Origin of the sequence: Cupriavidus sp. DL-D2 (assembly GCF_039710735.1) — a bacterium.
In the GTDB taxonomy this organism is placed as follows: Bacteria; Pseudomonadota; Gammaproteobacteria; order Burkholderiales; family Burkholderiaceae; genus Cupriavidus.
This window is the reverse complement of the sequence record NZ_JBDKXK010000015.1, coordinates 88,266-103,030: the sequence shown is the minus strand read 5'-3', so window position 1 is coordinate 103,030 and position 14,765 is coordinate 88,266. Positions and strand designations below refer to the sequence as shown.

Sequence of the window (14,765 nt, the reverse complement as noted above, 5' to 3'; positions counted from 1 at the left end):
GGGGCAATGCGTATATGATCTGCGGATAACAGGCCGCCGCCTTCGAACATCGAGCGGCCATATCCAAGGAGACGACATCCATGCCCCGCCGCCAGCCCTTCGCGCTGCTCGCCGCATCCCTTTTCAACTTCCTCGCCATCGCAGCCGCACCCAGCCAGGCGGCAGACGCGTATCCGTCCAAGCCGGTCCGCTGGATCGTGCCCTACCCCGCCGGCGGCGGATCTGACTTCCTTGCGCGCACCATTGGACAGGGGCTGTCCACGCGCATCAGCCAGCCTGTAGTGGTCGATAACAAGCCGGGCGGCAATACCGCCATTGGCGCTTCGGAAACCGCACGCGCCGCAGCAGACGGTTACACCGTGCTGTCCGCCGATAACGGGACGCTCGTCTTCAATCCTGCGCTCTACAAGACGCTCTCGTACAACCCGACGAAAGATCTGGCGCCCGTAACGCTGCTGGGCCGATTCCCGATGATCCTCGTTGTCGGTCCCGGCACGCAGGCCAAGACCGCCCAGGAGTTCATCGCGCAGGTCAAGGCCACCCCCGGTGGCGTGAACTATGGATCAGCCGGTGCAGGTAGTCCGCATCATCTGGCGATGGAATTGCTCAAGGTGGAAGCGCACCTGAACATGACGCACGCGCCGTATCGCGGTGCCGCGCCCGCACTCTCCGATGTGGCGGCGGGCCAGATCCCGGCCATGATGGTCGATTTCGCAGCGGGCGCAGGCTTCATCAAGGGGGCCAAGGTACGACCGCTGGCCGTGGCCAATGCCACGCGCCTGCCGCAGTTGCCTGACGTTCCCACCTTTGCCGAACTCGGCTACAAGAACGTGGAGGCGGCCGCACTGGTCGGCATGGTGGTGCCCGCTGCGACGCCGCCCGAAGTCATCAACACGCTGAACCGTCAGGTGGTGGCATCGATCAAGGACCCGGCCATCAACAAGAAGCTGGTGGACTTCGGCGTGGAGCCCGTGGGCAACACCCCGGCACAGTTCAGCGAACTGCTGCGCGGTGAAACCGTACGCTGGACGCGCCTGATCCAGGAGCTGAAGATCTCGCTCGATTGATGATGGAAGTTGGAGTACCGCGCATGAACTCGTCCACCAGCCAGTCCACACACTCTGGTTGCCCCATCGACCACACCGCGTTGCGCGCGCCGAATGGCTGCCCCATCAGCCATGACGCGGCAGCCTTCGATCCGTTCACCGATGGCTATCAGCAGGACCCGCCCGACTATGTGCGTTGGTCGCGCGAACAGGAGCCCGTGTTCTACAGCCCGAAGCTGGGCTACTGGGTGGTGACGCGCTACGACGACATCAAGGCGATCTTTCGCGACAACATCACGTTCAGCCCCGCCATCGCGCTGGAGAAGATCACGCCCACCGGCGACGCGGCCAATGCCGTGCTGGCCTCGTACGGGTATGCGATGAACCGCACGCTCGTCAACGAGGACGAGCCCGCGCACATGCCGCGCCGCCGCGCGTTGATGGAGCCGTTCACGCCCGCCGAACTTGCGCATCACGAGCCGATGGTGCGGCAACTCACGCGCGAGTATGTGGACCGCTTCATCGACGATGGCCGCGCCGATCTGGTCGACCAGATGCTGTGGGAAGTACCGTTGACCGTGGCGCTGCATTTTCTCGGCGTACCCGAGGAAGACATGGATCTGCTGCGGCAGTATTCCATTGCGCATACGGTCAATACGTGGGGCCGACCCAAGCCCGAGGAACAGGTAGCCGTGGCACATGCCGTGGGCAACTTCTGGCAACTGGCCGGGCGCATTCTCGACAAGATGCGGCAAGACCCGTCGGGTCCGGGATGGATGCAGTACGGCATCCGGCGCCAGCGCGAACAACCCGACGTGGTCACCGATTCGTATCTGCACTCGATGATGATGGCGGGCATCGTGGCCGCGCACGAGACCACGGCCAATGCATCGGCCAATGCGATCAAGCTGTTGCTGCAGCATCCCGATGTCTGGCGCGAGATCTGCGAAGACCCGGCGCTGATTCCCAATGCCGTGGAGGAATGCCTGCGGCACAACGGCTCGGTGGCTGCATGGCGCCGCGTTGTGACGCGCGATACCGATGTGGGCGGCATCCGGCTTGCAGTGGGTAGCAAGCTGCTGATCGTCACCTCGTCGGCCAATCATGACGAGCGGCACTTCGCCGATGCGGATCTGCTCGACATCCATCGCGACAATGCCAGCGATCAGTTGACCTTCGGTTACGGCGCGCATCAGTGCATGGGCAAGAACCTCGCTCGCATGGAGATGCAGGTCTTCCTGGAGGAACTGACGGCGCGGCTGCCTCATCTGCGGCTGGCCGAGCAGCAGTTCACCTACGTACCCAACACCTCTTTCCGGGGTCCCGAACATCTGTGGGTCGAATGGGACCCGGCGCGGAATCCCGAGCGGACGAATCCTGCGGTGCTTGCACCGCGCGATGCGGTGCGCATTGGTGAGCCCACGGGTGGCAGCGTGGGCCGCACGCTCGTCGTGGAATCGGTCACGCCCGCCGCCATCGACGTGGTGAAGCTGCGCCTGGTCTCGCAGGATGGCAGACCCCTGCCCCGCTGGGCGCCCGGTGCGCATATCGATGTCGAGTGCGGCCACACCGGGATTTCACGGCAGTATTCGCTGTGCGGCGACCCAGCGGACTCCGCAGCATTCGAAGTGGCGGTGCTGCGCGAACCCGAAAGCCGTGGCGGCTCGGCATGGATACATGCGAACCTGCGCGCGGGGGATCGCATCAAGGTGCGCGGGCCGCGCAATCATTTCCGGCTTGATGAAGGATGCCGCAAGGCGATCTTCATTGCCGGCGGTATCGGGGTGACACCTGTCAGTGCGATGGCAAGACGCGCACAGGCGCTCGGCATCGACTATACGTTCCACTACTGCGGACGCTCACGCGCGGCCATGGCGATGCTCGACGAACTGGTGGCGTTGCATGGGGATCGTCTGCAGCTTCATGTCGGCGATGAAAACGGCCGCGCGAATTTCGCGCAGATTCTCGGGCAGCCCGACCATGTGACGCAGATCTACGCATGCGGTCCGGCACGCATGGTCGATGCACTCGAAGGCTATTGCGCAACGTGGCCCGAAGACGCACTGCGCGTGGAGCATTTCAGCTCGACGCTGGGCACGCTCGATCCATCGAAGGAGCAGGCGTTCACGGTGGAACTCAAGGATTCGGGATTGACGCTGGAAGTGCCTGCAGACCAGACGCTGCTGACGGCCTTACGCTGCGCCAACATCGACGTGCAAAGCGACTGCGAGGAAGGACTATGCGGATCGTGCGAGGTGCAGGTGCTGGCCGGTGACATCGATCATCGGGATGTGGTGCTGACAAGGGCCGAGCGCGAGGGGAATCGACGGATGATGTCTTGTTGTTCCAGGGCGGTGGGGGGTGGGAGGATTGTGTTGGGGTTGTGAGGCGCCACGTTCTCGGTTTTCTCCCCTCTCCCGCTCGCGGGAGAGGGGAGAAAACCAAGCGGGATAGTTAAGCAATTTCACTTCCACGCATACCTCACCCCCACCCTCACCGCGTACTGGTAGTAATCCTGCTGCCCCCAGGACCCCGACACATTGGCCCATCCCGTCAGTCGCTTCCCAAGATCCACGTTCGCCCCCAGCTTCACTTCAAACCGGTTATGCGGATACATCGTGTCCACCGGCAGTTGATTGAACGAGATGGTGCTGTCCGTATTGCTGTACCACCAGTTCAGCGTGAGATAGGGCTGCACGCGCTTGCCATCTTCGCGCTCCCAGGTGCGATGCGTACGCACGCCAAGCCGGGTAATCAACCCCGACGAATCGGCGCCCCGGATACGCGTGCCGTTCGGCTCCGTGACATCATCCTCGTCGTAGTGCGCGTAGATCAGTTGCGCCTGTGGTTCCACCACCCAGCCATCGCGCATTGGCACCGCATAGCCAACCTCACCCGATAGCGCCAGGGCCTGCGCGTTGTATTTCACGCTCGGCAGCAAGTCGCCCTGCACGCGGTTCGTGAACCAGCCGTACTGGAACCACGTATCGACATAGGCCCCGAGCTTCTTTTCGTCGTTCTGATACCACGTGCCGTAGGCTCCCACGCTCCAGCCTTCGACCTTGCCCTTGGCGCGGAAGCCGTTGCCCAGGGCTTCGGCATCGGTCGTGGCGGTGCCATAGCTGAGCATCAACCCCGCATGGCCGCGATCGGTGTTCGGGCCTTCGCGCCAGCGGGCAAGTTCCAGGCCGCCGTGCAGCAGGAACGAATCGGTCGATGTCTTGAACACACCATCCTTGCTGCGCGCCCCCTGCCAGTTGCCCACTGCGCGTAGCCAGGCGGCACGCGGCTTATCCTGCGCGGGATCGAAGCCTTGCTGCTCGACGAACTGCAACTCGCCAAGCCTGTCATGCAGGCTGTGGACGAACATCTGGCCCGCCAGCCGCTGGTTGGCCTGATACGCGCCCACCTCGGGACGATAGAGCGGCTGCGGCGGGCTGGGCGGTGTGGGATCGACACTGCGCTCCGAGCGCAGATACCAGACATCGGTGTTGGCACCGTTCTGGTCGCCACGGAACAGCCGGTACTCGTACGCGCCCGCCACCGCACGGCCGTTCAACGCAAACGCATTCGGATCGCTCGCGGCAGGAGACTTGTTCATGATCTCGACCAACGGGATGCCACTGGCCACCGTCAACGCGCCATCGCCGCCGCGATTGGTCACCGATACCCGCGTGGGGCCGCCTGCGCCCGTGGACGTGGCATCCACCACCAGCATGTCCGAGCGGCTCGCGGCGCCGCCTTCGTCAAGCACCGTGTTGAGTTTCAACGCCCCGCCGTTCGACACGAACTGACCGCCCCCATTCGCCCCCGCAGTCTGTCCGCCCGTGATGACCAGCACGTTGCCCACCGCCGTGCCACCGCCTGTCAGGTCGATCGTGCCGGTGTTGTTGAACGTATTCACGCCAAGCAGTTGTCCCTGCACCGCACCGCCCAGCGTGGGAGTGTTCGCTGCCTGCCCAAGCGGCAAGTAGGCGTTGAGCGTGTCGAAGTAGACGATGGCATCCGCCGGGGTGCGTACCGCACCATCTGCCCCCGGTTGCGCCGCGAGCCACAGCGTGCCGTTGTTGTTCACGACGTTGGCACCGCTCGTGCCCAGGTTCGATACCGCCACGCGCCAGATATCGCGTGCGCCCGAGCCGTTCAGGTCCGCGAAGCGGCGCAGATACCATGTGCCCGTATTGTCGATCGTCGAGGCGGACGTGAATGCCGTGACCACGCCGGTCATCTGGCCTGCGTTTACCAGTGACAGGTTGCCCGCCGACCCGGCATCCGCGGCCACTGCGAAATCGCTCAGCGCCCCAAGACTCGCACCGTTGCGGACGCGCTGCGTGGCGCCGCCCACTCTGATGCCCGCACTCGTGCTCCATCCGCCCTGAACGGGCTGCGTGCTCGATACGTCGACGCTGCCGCCCACCGACGTGGCGTCGATACCCGATGAGTCCACGCCGCGCGTGGTGATCGCGCCACCATTTGCCACCGTGATATCGGCAGCGCCGGTGCCCACCGCGTAGATGCCTTGCGAGGACAAGTTGCCGAGCGTCTGGATCGCGCCCGTATTCGTGATGGTCTGCGCACCCGTACGCGAAAAGCTCCAGATGCCGCGTTGCAGGTTGCCACGCGCCGTCAGCGCGCCGGCGTTCTCGATGGTGACCGTGCCTTCGCCGGTGTTGCCCGTGCCAGTGGCACTACCCGCCACGATGGCCGCGCCCGAGCCGTTCACGTCGATGCTCGTCCCCGTGAAGCGCACCGACACCGGGCCGCCGCGCGTGGTGGCCTGCAGGCCGAATGCCCCGGCACCTGAGCCATCGCCCGTACCGGCATCCGAGTGCGTGACGATGACCCCGCTCGCGGCAATGGATGCCAGCGCAGTCGTGGAATCGTTCGTGACGTAGATGCCGTTGGCATTGCTGTGGAACGTTTCAATCCGCGCGCCGGTGTAGTTGACGGTCGCCTCGCCGTTGGTGGAATGCGCGCGGATCGCGGCGGCGCCAAAGCCCGCTACGGAAAACGCGCCGCTATAGTCGATGCCCACATTGCCGTTGACCGCGCTCGCCGTGATGCCGAAACTGCGTGCGGTCGCGGCATTGCCGAGCACCGTGATATCGCCCGTGCCGGTAATCGTGGCGTTGCCCGCGCCCGTGGCAATCACGTAGATGCCGCGCGAACCGTCGAGTGCGGCGGCGCTACCCACCGCGATCTCGCCCGTGTTCTCGATCTGCACATTGCCGGGCGACGGATTGACGTAGATGCCATGGCCATTGATGCCCGTGGTGAACAGCCGTCCGGCGTTGCGGATCGCGATGTCGCCACCCTTGCTGCCCGTGCGGATCGCGGACCCGGCCGTGCCATCGGTGGAAATCGCACCGGTATTGACGATGGTGGTGGCGCCGACGGTTCCCCCTTCGACGAGGATACCCATGCCGTTCTCGGCAATTGCCTGGATCGCAGCGGCGTTGTTGACGGACACCGCGCCGGTGGTGGCCTGGCGCACACGAATGCCTGCGTGATTCGCGGCGCCCGCCTCGGGACCGGGTTCCTCGGCGTTGTCGTTGAGTATCGTGCCGGTGTTGTCGATCACCATCGACACGCCGCTGCCGATCTGCACCGAAGTCTCGCCTGCCCCCGTTGCCTTGATCCACACGCCGTTGCCGCCAGCCGTTGAGATGGTGCCGGTTCCGTTGTGCGTCACCGTGGCATTGCCGCCGCCCGGGGCGTTGATCTCGATGCCGTCGTGCTCGTCGCCAATGACCTCATTGCGAATATCCAGCCGCGTACCCGCCGCCACGTCGATCAGGCTGCTGCCGAGGGTGTTGTTGATGACGGAGACCGCATCGAGCGCTGCGGCCCCCGACACCGTGACCGAGGTGGGTCCGCCCGAGAAGCGGATCGTGGCGTTGCCCAGCCCACCGTTGACCTGCGCGCCAATCGCGTTGGCTGCGATGGCGCTGGCATTGGAAACCGTGCTGCCGGACACCGAAATCGTCGCATCGGCCTGCTGGCCGTACGCACGCAGGCTGGGTCCGGAGGCCGATGAGAAGGATGCGCCATCAAGGGTCTGGAGGGACGCCGCCGTGCGGACGGCCGGTGTACATGCCACCGTGGTGGTGTAGGTGCCGCCCAGCGGAATATTGCACGATCCCTGCGCACGCGTCGGTGCAGGCAGGGCCAGGCCGAGCAAGGCAATGCCGAGATAAGGCGTTGGGGATGGCGAACGTCGGGAACGCTTCGATTCGGACATCGGAATCTCCCTGCGCTGCCGGGATCGGCAGTCCGATGCGAGTTTGCGTCCGAAATCACTGAAACATTATTGAATGTTTCAATTTTGACACTTAAGTGAAATCAGAAAATGACAGGCATCATCCCGCCTCAGGCGGTGGTCAGTGCCGGCGTGTCCGCCGCGTCGGCACTGACAGGCAGCCCTGACGGCACGGCAGTGTCAGACTTTGCAGATTCAGCGGATGAAGTGGCGGGAGCGGCCTCCACCACCATGCTCGACCCCACCACGAACTGGTTGCGGCCGCGCTGCTTGGCCTGATACAGCGCGCGATCCGCTTCCGCGAACAGGCTGCGCCAGAGTCCTTCCCGGCCTGTTGCACCGCCGCGAAGCTGGGCCACGCCGATGCTGACGCTCGCGTGGCCGCAACCAGCCCCTTCGCCTGCGGGCAGCTCGATCAGCCGCACCTTGCGCAGGATGCGGTTGGCCAACGCGGTGGCCTGGTGCTCGTCGGTATGCGGACACAGAATGCAGAATTCCTCGCCGCCATAGCGACCAGCGATATCCGAAGCGCGGCGCGAGTTGTCCAGTGCGATGGCGATTTCGCGCAGCACATGGTCGCCGGCATGGTGGCCGTGCCGATCGTTCACGGCCTTGAAATGGTCCACATCGATGACCAGGCAGGACAGCGCCTCGCCTTCGCGCTGCCAACGTGCCGCCATCGACATGGCCGTCACATCCAGCGCCCCGCGGTTCAGCAGACCGGTTAGCGCATCGAGCCGCGCGCCGCTCTCATTGCGCGCGATGATCTGTTCCATCGCCATCAGGCTGAAGCCGAACAGGCCCAGCAGTACAGCAATCAGCGGCGTCAGCGGCCAGACGGACGCACTGGTCTGCAGGAAGAACGGCGTGACAGCGATGCCCCGGAACGCGGCACCATAGCTGAGGGCCGCCACCTGCGCGCCGAGCAGCACCAGATGCGAAGCCAGCACCAGTGGCCCACCGATGCTCGTACGGCCACGGCGGCTGCGCAGCATCGTGATGATGGTGCTGAAAGACAGCATCGCCAGCATGCCGTACGCCATGCCATGCACGAACAACGGACCGTCGGGCAGGCCACTGGCCAGCGCCAGCAGCACCACGGTTACCGCACCAACGCCGCGCAGCAACAGGCGGTGATCGGGCAGACCGTAGTAGACACGTACGCCGCGATAGATGATGAGCCGGCCCACCACATACGCGCCGGCACCCAGCGCGGCCACCTGCGGCGAACCGTTGCCCAGGCCGACGCTGGCCGCCACGGCAAGACCCGCCGCCGATGCCAGCACATGTCCGGTGGCCCACAGGCGGCCGGCCTCGCTCGCGCGCAGCGCAAGCACCAGCCCCGCGCCCATGACAAGCGTGCTGGAAAAAACCACCATCATGACGACCAGAATGGTCTGCTGAGCCAGGTGCAAGGGAATCGGTGTCCTCTGACGCTACCGGGGGCGACTGCCGTTATTCGCGTTAACCCTGAAACGGGTCCCCGACGCGGATAACGGAGGATAGGTGCGGCGCGAAAACACGCATCATAGCCCGCACGCAAGGCGCGGCGGCACCCCCGACAAGCCGGGTACCACGGCGTTGTAACGCAATGAAATATCGGCGCGAACACGCGCGTGACCGAGTGAAGGAACGTCCCGGCAATCCGGCCAAATGCCGGTCTTTCGATCAGTCGTCGAGCGGCGGCGCTTTGCCCGACGTTGCGGGCTTCACCGCTGGAAACGTACCGCCCAGCGCGGCGGTCAACTGCCGCGCGGCATCGAGTACCTGCTCGCGAAAGCCGTCGGAGAAACGCGGCGTGGGGCAGGTCAGCGTCAGCGCCCCGCGTAGTGCGCCATCGGGGCCGAACACCGGCGCCGACACGCCCGCAATATCGGGGCTGCGATCCCCGATCAGTGCGATCACCCCTTCGTCGCGGATCTTCTGATAGACCTCGCCACGCGCCCCGGCAAAGGCGCGCAGCACGCGCCCACCGGCACCACGGTTGCGCGGCAACAGATCGCCAGCGCGGATGTGGTCGCGCACCGGTTGCGGAGAATCCACGCGATACAGGCACAGCCGATGCTCGCCCTGCTCGACGTGGAACGCGGCCGATTCATTGGTCACGCGCACCAGCTCGCGCAAGGCAGGCATCACCACTTGTTCCAGCGAGAACGACGCGGCGTAGACTGCGTTGAGTCGCGCGACCTCGGGGCCCAGGCCATAGCGCCCATCGGCATGGCGCTGCACCATGCGGGCATGTTCGAGCGAGGCCAGCAATCGCAGCAGCGTGCTCTTGTACAACCCGCTACGCTGCGCGAGTTCGGCCAGACCGAGCGCGCCGTCGCCCTCGCGAAAGACCGAGAGCACGAACAGCGCGCGGTCCACGGCAATAGCGCCACCGTCGGCGGAGTGCTTGTCGGCTTCGGATAACTGGGCGGCTTTGCGTGGCATGGAGGAAGGGTCTGGCGGTCGGAACGGCCGTCCACCGTATAGAACGGCCCCGTTGTTGTCAATCCAGCAACAACCGGGGTTTTGTCTCACCTGGCGTCACCAACCGCTTCCACGCACCCACGACAATCCCGGTATGATGGCGGCTTGCGGGTTTTCCCTAGGTCGTCATACGTGCGATGGAGAATGCCCGTTCCCTCCAGTGCCCCCAAGATCACGATGTCTGCCTCAAGCCCCTTACCGGTCACGCCGCCGCATGCCGAACCCAGTTCCGGCGATGTGACGCGCCGCATTCTTTCGGTTGTCTTTTTCAACTTCATTGCCTATCTCGCCGTCGGCCTGCCGATTGCCGTGGTGCCGGGCTTTGTCCACGGCGACCTGGGTTACAGCGCCGTGCTGGCGGGCCTTGCCATCAGCATCCAGTACCTGGCCACGCTCTTGAGCCGCCCTTGGGCCGGCACGCTGTGCGATACACAAGGCCCGAAGCGTTCGGTACTGACCGGACTCGTACTGGTCACCGGCAGCGGCCTGCTGACATGGATCGCGGCATTGTTCGCCGGCACCGACTGGCTCGGGCTGGCGTGGCTGTTCGCGGCGCGCCTGATGCTGGGTGCGGGTGAAAGTCTTGTCACCACGGGCACGATCGCGTGGGGCATCGGCAGTGCCGGGGCACGTCATACGGCCAAGGTGATTTCGTGGAATGGCATCACCACCTACGGTGCGTTGGCAGTGGGTGCGCCCATGGGCGTGCTACTGGCCGGTCATGGCGGGCTGGCGATCATCGGCATCGTGACCACGTTGATCGCGGGCATCGCGTTGCTGCTGGCACGCCGCCGCGCACCCGTGCCGATCCTCAAGGGCGAGCGCCTGCCCTTCCGTCGCGTGTTCCGTGCGATGACGCCATTCGGCCTGTGCCTCGCCCTGGGTTCGGTGGGATTCGGCGCGATCACCGCGTTCATCACGCTCTACTACGCGGGCCATGGCTGGGATCACGCAGCGCTGGCACTGACAGCGCTCGGCACCTGCTTCGTGCTGGCCCGTCTGCTGATGGCGAACAGCATCACACGCTTCGGCGGCTATCCGGTGGCACTGGTGTCGTTTGCGGTGGAAGCAGCCGGCCTGGCCATTATCTGGATGGCGCACGCACCGTGGCAGGCACTGGTTGGCGCCGCCGTGGTCGGTTTCGGATTCTCGCTGGTGTTCCCGTCGCTCGGCATGGAAGCCGTGAAGCGCGTGCCGGCGACCAATCGCGGATCGGCACTCGGCGCCTACTCGCTGTTTCTCGATTTCGCGCTGGGTCTGACCGGCCCCATTGCCGGTCTCATCGCCAAGCAAGGTGGCTACCCGGCGGTCTATCTGTTTGCGGCGGTGTGTGCCGTGGCCGCGCTGATTCTGAGCCAGGTGCTGGCCGGACGCTATCGCGAACAGATGGCGCCGGCCATCTAGGATGGCTTACTGGCGTTCGCAGCAGTAGGCCTCGGTGCTGTACGGGAACGACACCGTGTCGTGCCCCTGCAGCGCCGGATCGTTGGCGATGACCGCATGCAACTTTGCGCGCACGGCGTCCTGTTCCGTCGCTGGCAACGATGCGATGAAGCTCACCGACATGATGCGGTCGACGATCACCTGTTCCGGATCGCCATCGTGCGTATAGGGGAGTTTCTGCAGCGCCAGCGGCCCGAATCCCTCGGCGGGAAATACTGTCTTCCAGTCGCCCTTGTAGAAGCGCGGCGCATCACCCTCGTAGGGCGTCATGATCGTGGTGAGTTGCGCGACCCAGGGCACCGATTCGTCGCGCACATTCCAGATCAGGCCGAGGCGGCCACCGGGTTTCAGCACGCGGCCGATCTCGCGCATGGCGGCTTCATTGGCGAACCAGTGAAACGCCTGCGCACACACCACGGCATCCACGCTCGCATCGGGTAGCGGCATCGACTCCGCGCTGCCTGCCAGCGCCTGCACATCGGGAAGTTTCGAGGAAAGCTGGGCGCGCATGGCGTCCACGGGTTCCACGGCGATCGCCCTGGCGCCCGTAGGCAGCAGCAATCGCGTGAACTTGCCCGTGCCGGCACCGAGGTCGACCACGACCTTGCCGGGCGCCAGCCCTAGTGTGTCGCGCAGCCAGTCGGCCAGCGCGGCGGGGTAGTCGGGACGCCCTCGGGCGTACGTATCGGCCTGGGTCGAAAAGCCCTGGGCGGCGGCATGATGGATCGCGTTCATGACCCGACACGATACGCTGCCTGCCCGCCTTCGGCAATCATCCAATGGTTCAGTGCTGCTGTCCCCAGCGGCGCACGGTCAGCCGTTCGAGCGTGGTGAAGACGAGCCCTTCCACGGCCAGCCCGATCAGGATCACCGTGGCCAGTCCCGCGAACACGCGGTCGGTATAAAGCTCGTTGCGGTTCTGGAAGATGTACCAGCCCAGCCCGCCCTTGCCCGACGATGCCCCGAACACCAGTTCGGCCGCAATCAGCGTGCGCCATGCAAACGCCCAGCCGATCTTGAGGCCCGACAGGATCGCCGGCAACGCAGCAGGCACGAGGATCCGCACCACGTAGCGCAATCCGCGCAGACCGTAGTTGCGCCCGGCCATGCGCAGTGTCTCGGGCACACCGCGAAATCCCGCGTACGTATTCAGCGCCAACGGCCACAACACGGAATGAATCAGCACGAAAATCAGGCTCTTGCTGCCCAGCCCGAACCACAGCAGCGCGAGCGGTAGCAATGCGATGGCCGGCAGCGGATTGAACATCGCGGTCAGCGTCTCCAGCAGGTCTCGTCCGATACGCGTAGACACGGCTGCGGTGGTCAGCACGAACGCCAGCAGGATGCCCGCCGCGTAACCTTGCAGCAGGATCGACAACGACACGGCAGCCTTGCCCGGCAACTCGCCGCTGGCCACTGCATCGCCAAACGCACGCGCCGTGGCCAGGAAGGTTGGCAGCAGCAGGTCGTTGTCCTGGATACGCGCGGCGATTTCCCAGATCACGGCCAGCACGGCGAGGATCACGGCCTTGCGCAGCCAGCCCTGCTGCCACAGTTGCCGATACCACGGTAGTCCGCGCGACAGCGGCACGGCGGTAAAGGGTTCGAGTACGCGCTCGTATTCGGGGCGGATGGAGGGTTGAATCGTCGTCATGTTCAATGCCCTGCTGCGATCACGCGTTCCTGCGCGCCGTGTGTCTCGGCAGGCGTCTCGAACAGCATGTTGTGGATGCGCTGCGCGGCGTGCTGGAATTCCGCGCTGCCTTGGCTCGCCAATGAGAACTGGTGGCTATTCAGTTCGGCGCGCACGCGGCCCGGATGCGGGGACAGCAACAGGATGCGGCTGCCCACCACGAGTGCTTCTTCGATCGAATGCGTGACGAACAGCAGCGTGAACGCCGCGTCGTCCCATAGCGCGAGCAGTTCTTCCTGCATGCGCCGACGCGTCAGCGCATCGAGCGCCGCGAACGGCTCGTCCATCAGCAACACCTTGGGCCGCATCGCCAGCGCGCGCGCAATGGCCACGCGCTGTTTCATGCCGCCCGACAGCGTGTGCGGATACGCATCGGCAAACGCGGCCAGTCCCACCTTGTTCAGAAAGTGCATGGCCGTATCGGCAGCTTCCGCCTTCGACATCCGGCCTGATTGCCGCAGCGGAAACATTACGTTCTGCTTGACGGTCTTCCACGGCGGCAACTGGTCGAACTCCTGGAACACGACGATGCGGTCCGGTCCCGGCGCGCGCACGCGCTGACCTTCGAGCCGGATCTCGCCTTCGGCGGGCGGCACGAAGCCAGCCACGGCCTTGAGCAATGTCGATTTGCCGCAGCCCGATGGTCCCAACAACACGAAGCGATCCGCCGCGTGCACGTCGAAGCTCACCTGATGCGTGGCACGTACCACGCGCTGCGGCGTGCGGTATTCCAGCGATACGCGATCAACCTGCAGCAACGGCTGCGGTTGCGACACTACGCGCAGGCGCGCGCCGCCATGCAATGCTTCTGCCATATCAGCTCCCCTTGGCCGTGGCTGCGTCCTGGAAGAAATAGTCCTGCCACGACTTCGGCTGGTTCTTGATGGCGCCCACGCGATGCATGAACGCGGCCAGCGCGTACGTGTTTTCCGGCGTGATCTTGAACTGGACCTGCGGGTTCTTCAGGATCTTGACCAGCAGCGCGCGATCGATCTTCGCCTTGTTCACGCGGATGTAGAGATCGGCGGCGGCTTCCGGATTCTTCGTCGCAAACTGCGCGGCTTCGGCCAGTGCATCGACGAAAGCGCGATACGTCTTCGGGTTTTCATTCCGGAATGTCTCGGTGGCGTAGAGCACCGTCGCCGATGCAGGACCGCCGAGCACGTCATACGAATTCAGTACGATGCGCGCGTTCGGATTGCCAGCCAGTTCCTGCTCCTGGAACGGCGGATTGCCGAAGTGGCTGTTGATCTCTGTGCCGCCGGAAATCACTGCCGCAGCGGCGTCCGGATGGGGCACGGCAACCGTCCACTTGTCGAGGCGATTGAATTCCTTGTCGCCCCACTGTTTCGCCGCCGCCAGTTGCAGCACACGCGACTGCACGGACACCGTGACCGCCGGCAATGCAATGCGATCCTTTTCCGTGAAATCGGCAATCGACTTCACCTTCGGATTGTTCGAAACAAGGTAGTACGGGAAGTTGCCTAGCGACGCCACGCCCTTCACGTTCTGCTTGCCGTGCGTGCGGTCCCACAGCGTGAGCAGCGGGCCCACACCTGCACCGGCGATATCGATGGCACCCGACAACAGCGCGTCATTGACGGCCGAGCCACCGGAGAGCTGCGTCCATTCCACCTTCACATCGACGCCCTGCTGCTTGCCGTGCTTTTCGATCAGTTGCTGATCGCGCGCCACGTTCAGCAGCAGATAGACCACGCCGAACTGCTCGGCAATGCGAATCTTGCCTTCCGCATGGGCCGTGCCGGTCACGGCGAGGCCGGCGGTCAGCAAGGCCAGCGTGGCGCGGCGGGTCAAGGTAGTGGCGGACGAAAACAGGGACATGCGGGGACTC

At 64.9% G+C, this 14,765-nt stretch carries 10 protein-coding genes; 3 read left to right on the top strand and 7 right to left on the bottom strand.

The window, feature by feature from the left end:
• Positions 1-80: 80 nt before the first annotated feature.
• Complete coding sequence (locus ABDB81_RS11675; protein ID WP_346811223.1) at positions 81-1,067, top strand: tripartite tricarboxylate transporter substrate binding protein; 987 nt, start codon at positions 81-83, stop codon at positions 1,065-1,067.
• Positions 1,068-1,090: 23 nt separating this feature from the next.
• Complete coding sequence (locus ABDB81_RS11670) at positions 1,091-3,433, top strand: cytochrome P450/oxidoreductase (protein WP_346811221.1); 2,343 nt, start codon at positions 1,091-1,093, stop codon at positions 3,431-3,433.
• A 77-nt stretch (positions 3,434-3,510) separates the two neighbouring features.
• Here the strand turns inward: ABDB81_RS11670 and ABDB81_RS11665 are convergent, their stop codons facing one another.
• From ABDB81_RS11665 to ABDB81_RS11655, 3 genes are all read right to left on the bottom strand, one after another.
• On the bottom strand, positions 3,511-7,287 hold the full coding sequence (locus ABDB81_RS11665; protein ID WP_346811220.1) for an autotransporter outer membrane beta-barrel domain-containing protein: 3,777 nt from the start codon (positions 7,285-7,287) through the stop codon (positions 3,511-3,513).
• A gap of 128 nt (positions 7,288-7,415) precedes the next feature.
• Positions 7,416-8,720, bottom strand: coding sequence for a GGDEF domain-containing protein (locus tag ABDB81_RS11660; protein WP_137924811.1), 1,305 nt, complete (start codon positions 8,718-8,720; stop codon positions 7,416-7,418).
• A gap of 253 nt (positions 8,721-8,973) precedes the next feature.
• Complete coding sequence (locus ABDB81_RS11655) at positions 8,974-9,738, bottom strand: IclR family transcriptional regulator (protein WP_346811218.1); 765 nt, start codon at positions 9,736-9,738, stop codon at positions 8,974-8,976.
• Positions 9,739-9,954: 216 nt separating this feature from the next.
• On the opposite strand from ABDB81_RS11655, the gene ABDB81_RS11650 reads away from it, so the two are divergent.
• Positions 9,955-11,181, top strand: coding sequence for an MFS transporter (locus ABDB81_RS11650; RefSeq protein ID WP_346811217.1), 1,227 nt, complete (start codon positions 9,955-9,957; stop codon positions 11,179-11,181).
• A 6-nt stretch (positions 11,182-11,187) separates the two neighbouring features.
• Here the strand turns inward: ABDB81_RS11650 and ABDB81_RS11645 are convergent, their stop codons facing one another.
• From ABDB81_RS11645 to ABDB81_RS11630, 4 genes are read right to left on the bottom strand one after another with little or no spacing between them, the layout of a single operon-like run.
• Positions 11,188-11,955 (bottom strand): class I SAM-dependent methyltransferase, encoded by a 768-nt coding sequence (locus ABDB81_RS11645; RefSeq protein ID WP_346811215.1) that lies wholly within the window; start codon positions 11,953-11,955, stop codon positions 11,188-11,190.
• Positions 11,956-12,004: 49 nt separating this feature from the next.
• Positions 12,005-12,874: an ABC transporter permease gene (locus tag ABDB81_RS11640; protein WP_346811213.1), complete on the bottom strand. Its 870-nt coding sequence runs from the start codon at positions 12,872-12,874 to the stop codon at positions 12,005-12,007.
• A 2-nt stretch (positions 12,875-12,876) separates the two neighbouring features.
• Entirely contained in the window at positions 12,877-13,728 is an 852-nt protein-coding gene (locus ABDB81_RS11635) for an ABC transporter ATP-binding protein (RefSeq protein WP_346811211.1), read from the bottom strand.
• A 1-nt stretch (position 13,729) separates the two neighbouring features.
• Positions 13,730-14,755: an ABC transporter substrate-binding protein gene (locus tag ABDB81_RS11630; protein WP_346811209.1), complete on the bottom strand. Its 1,026-nt coding sequence runs from the start codon at positions 14,753-14,755 to the stop codon at positions 13,730-13,732.
• Positions 14,756-14,765: the final 10 nt, after the last annotated feature.

Coding starts and splice junctions, on each gene's coding strand:
- ABDB81_RS11630 (WP_346811209.1), bottom strand. CDS start 14,755: ATGTCCCTGTTTTCGTCCGCCACTACCTTGACCCGCCGCGCCACGCTG.
- ABDB81_RS11670 (WP_346811221.1), top strand. CDS start 1,091: ATGAACTCGTCCACCAGCCAGTCCACACACTCTGGTTGCCCCATCGAC.
- ABDB81_RS11675 (WP_346811223.1), top strand. CDS start 81: ATGCCCCGCCGCCAGCCCTTCGCGCTGCTCGCCGCATCCCTTTTCAAC.
- ABDB81_RS11640 (WP_346811213.1), bottom strand. CDS start 12,874: ATGACGACGATTCAACCCTCCATCCGCCCCGAATACGAGCGCGTACTC.
- ABDB81_RS11635 (WP_346811211.1), bottom strand. CDS start 13,728: ATGGCAGAAGCATTGCATGGCGGCGCGCGCCTGCGCGTAGTGTCGCAA.
- ABDB81_RS11645 (WP_346811215.1), bottom strand. CDS start 11,955: ATGAACGCGATCCATCATGCCGCCGCCCAGGGCTTTTCGACCCAGGCC.
- ABDB81_RS11665 (WP_346811220.1), bottom strand. CDS start 7,287: ATGTCCGAATCGAAGCGTTCCCGACGTTCGCCATCCCCAACGCCTTAT.
- ABDB81_RS11655 (WP_346811218.1), bottom strand. CDS start 9,738: ATGCCACGCAAAGCCGCCCAGTTATCCGAAGCCGACAAGCACTCCGCC.
- ABDB81_RS11650 (WP_346811217.1), top strand. CDS start 9,955: ATGTCTGCCTCAAGCCCCTTACCGGTCACGCCGCCGCATGCCGAACCC.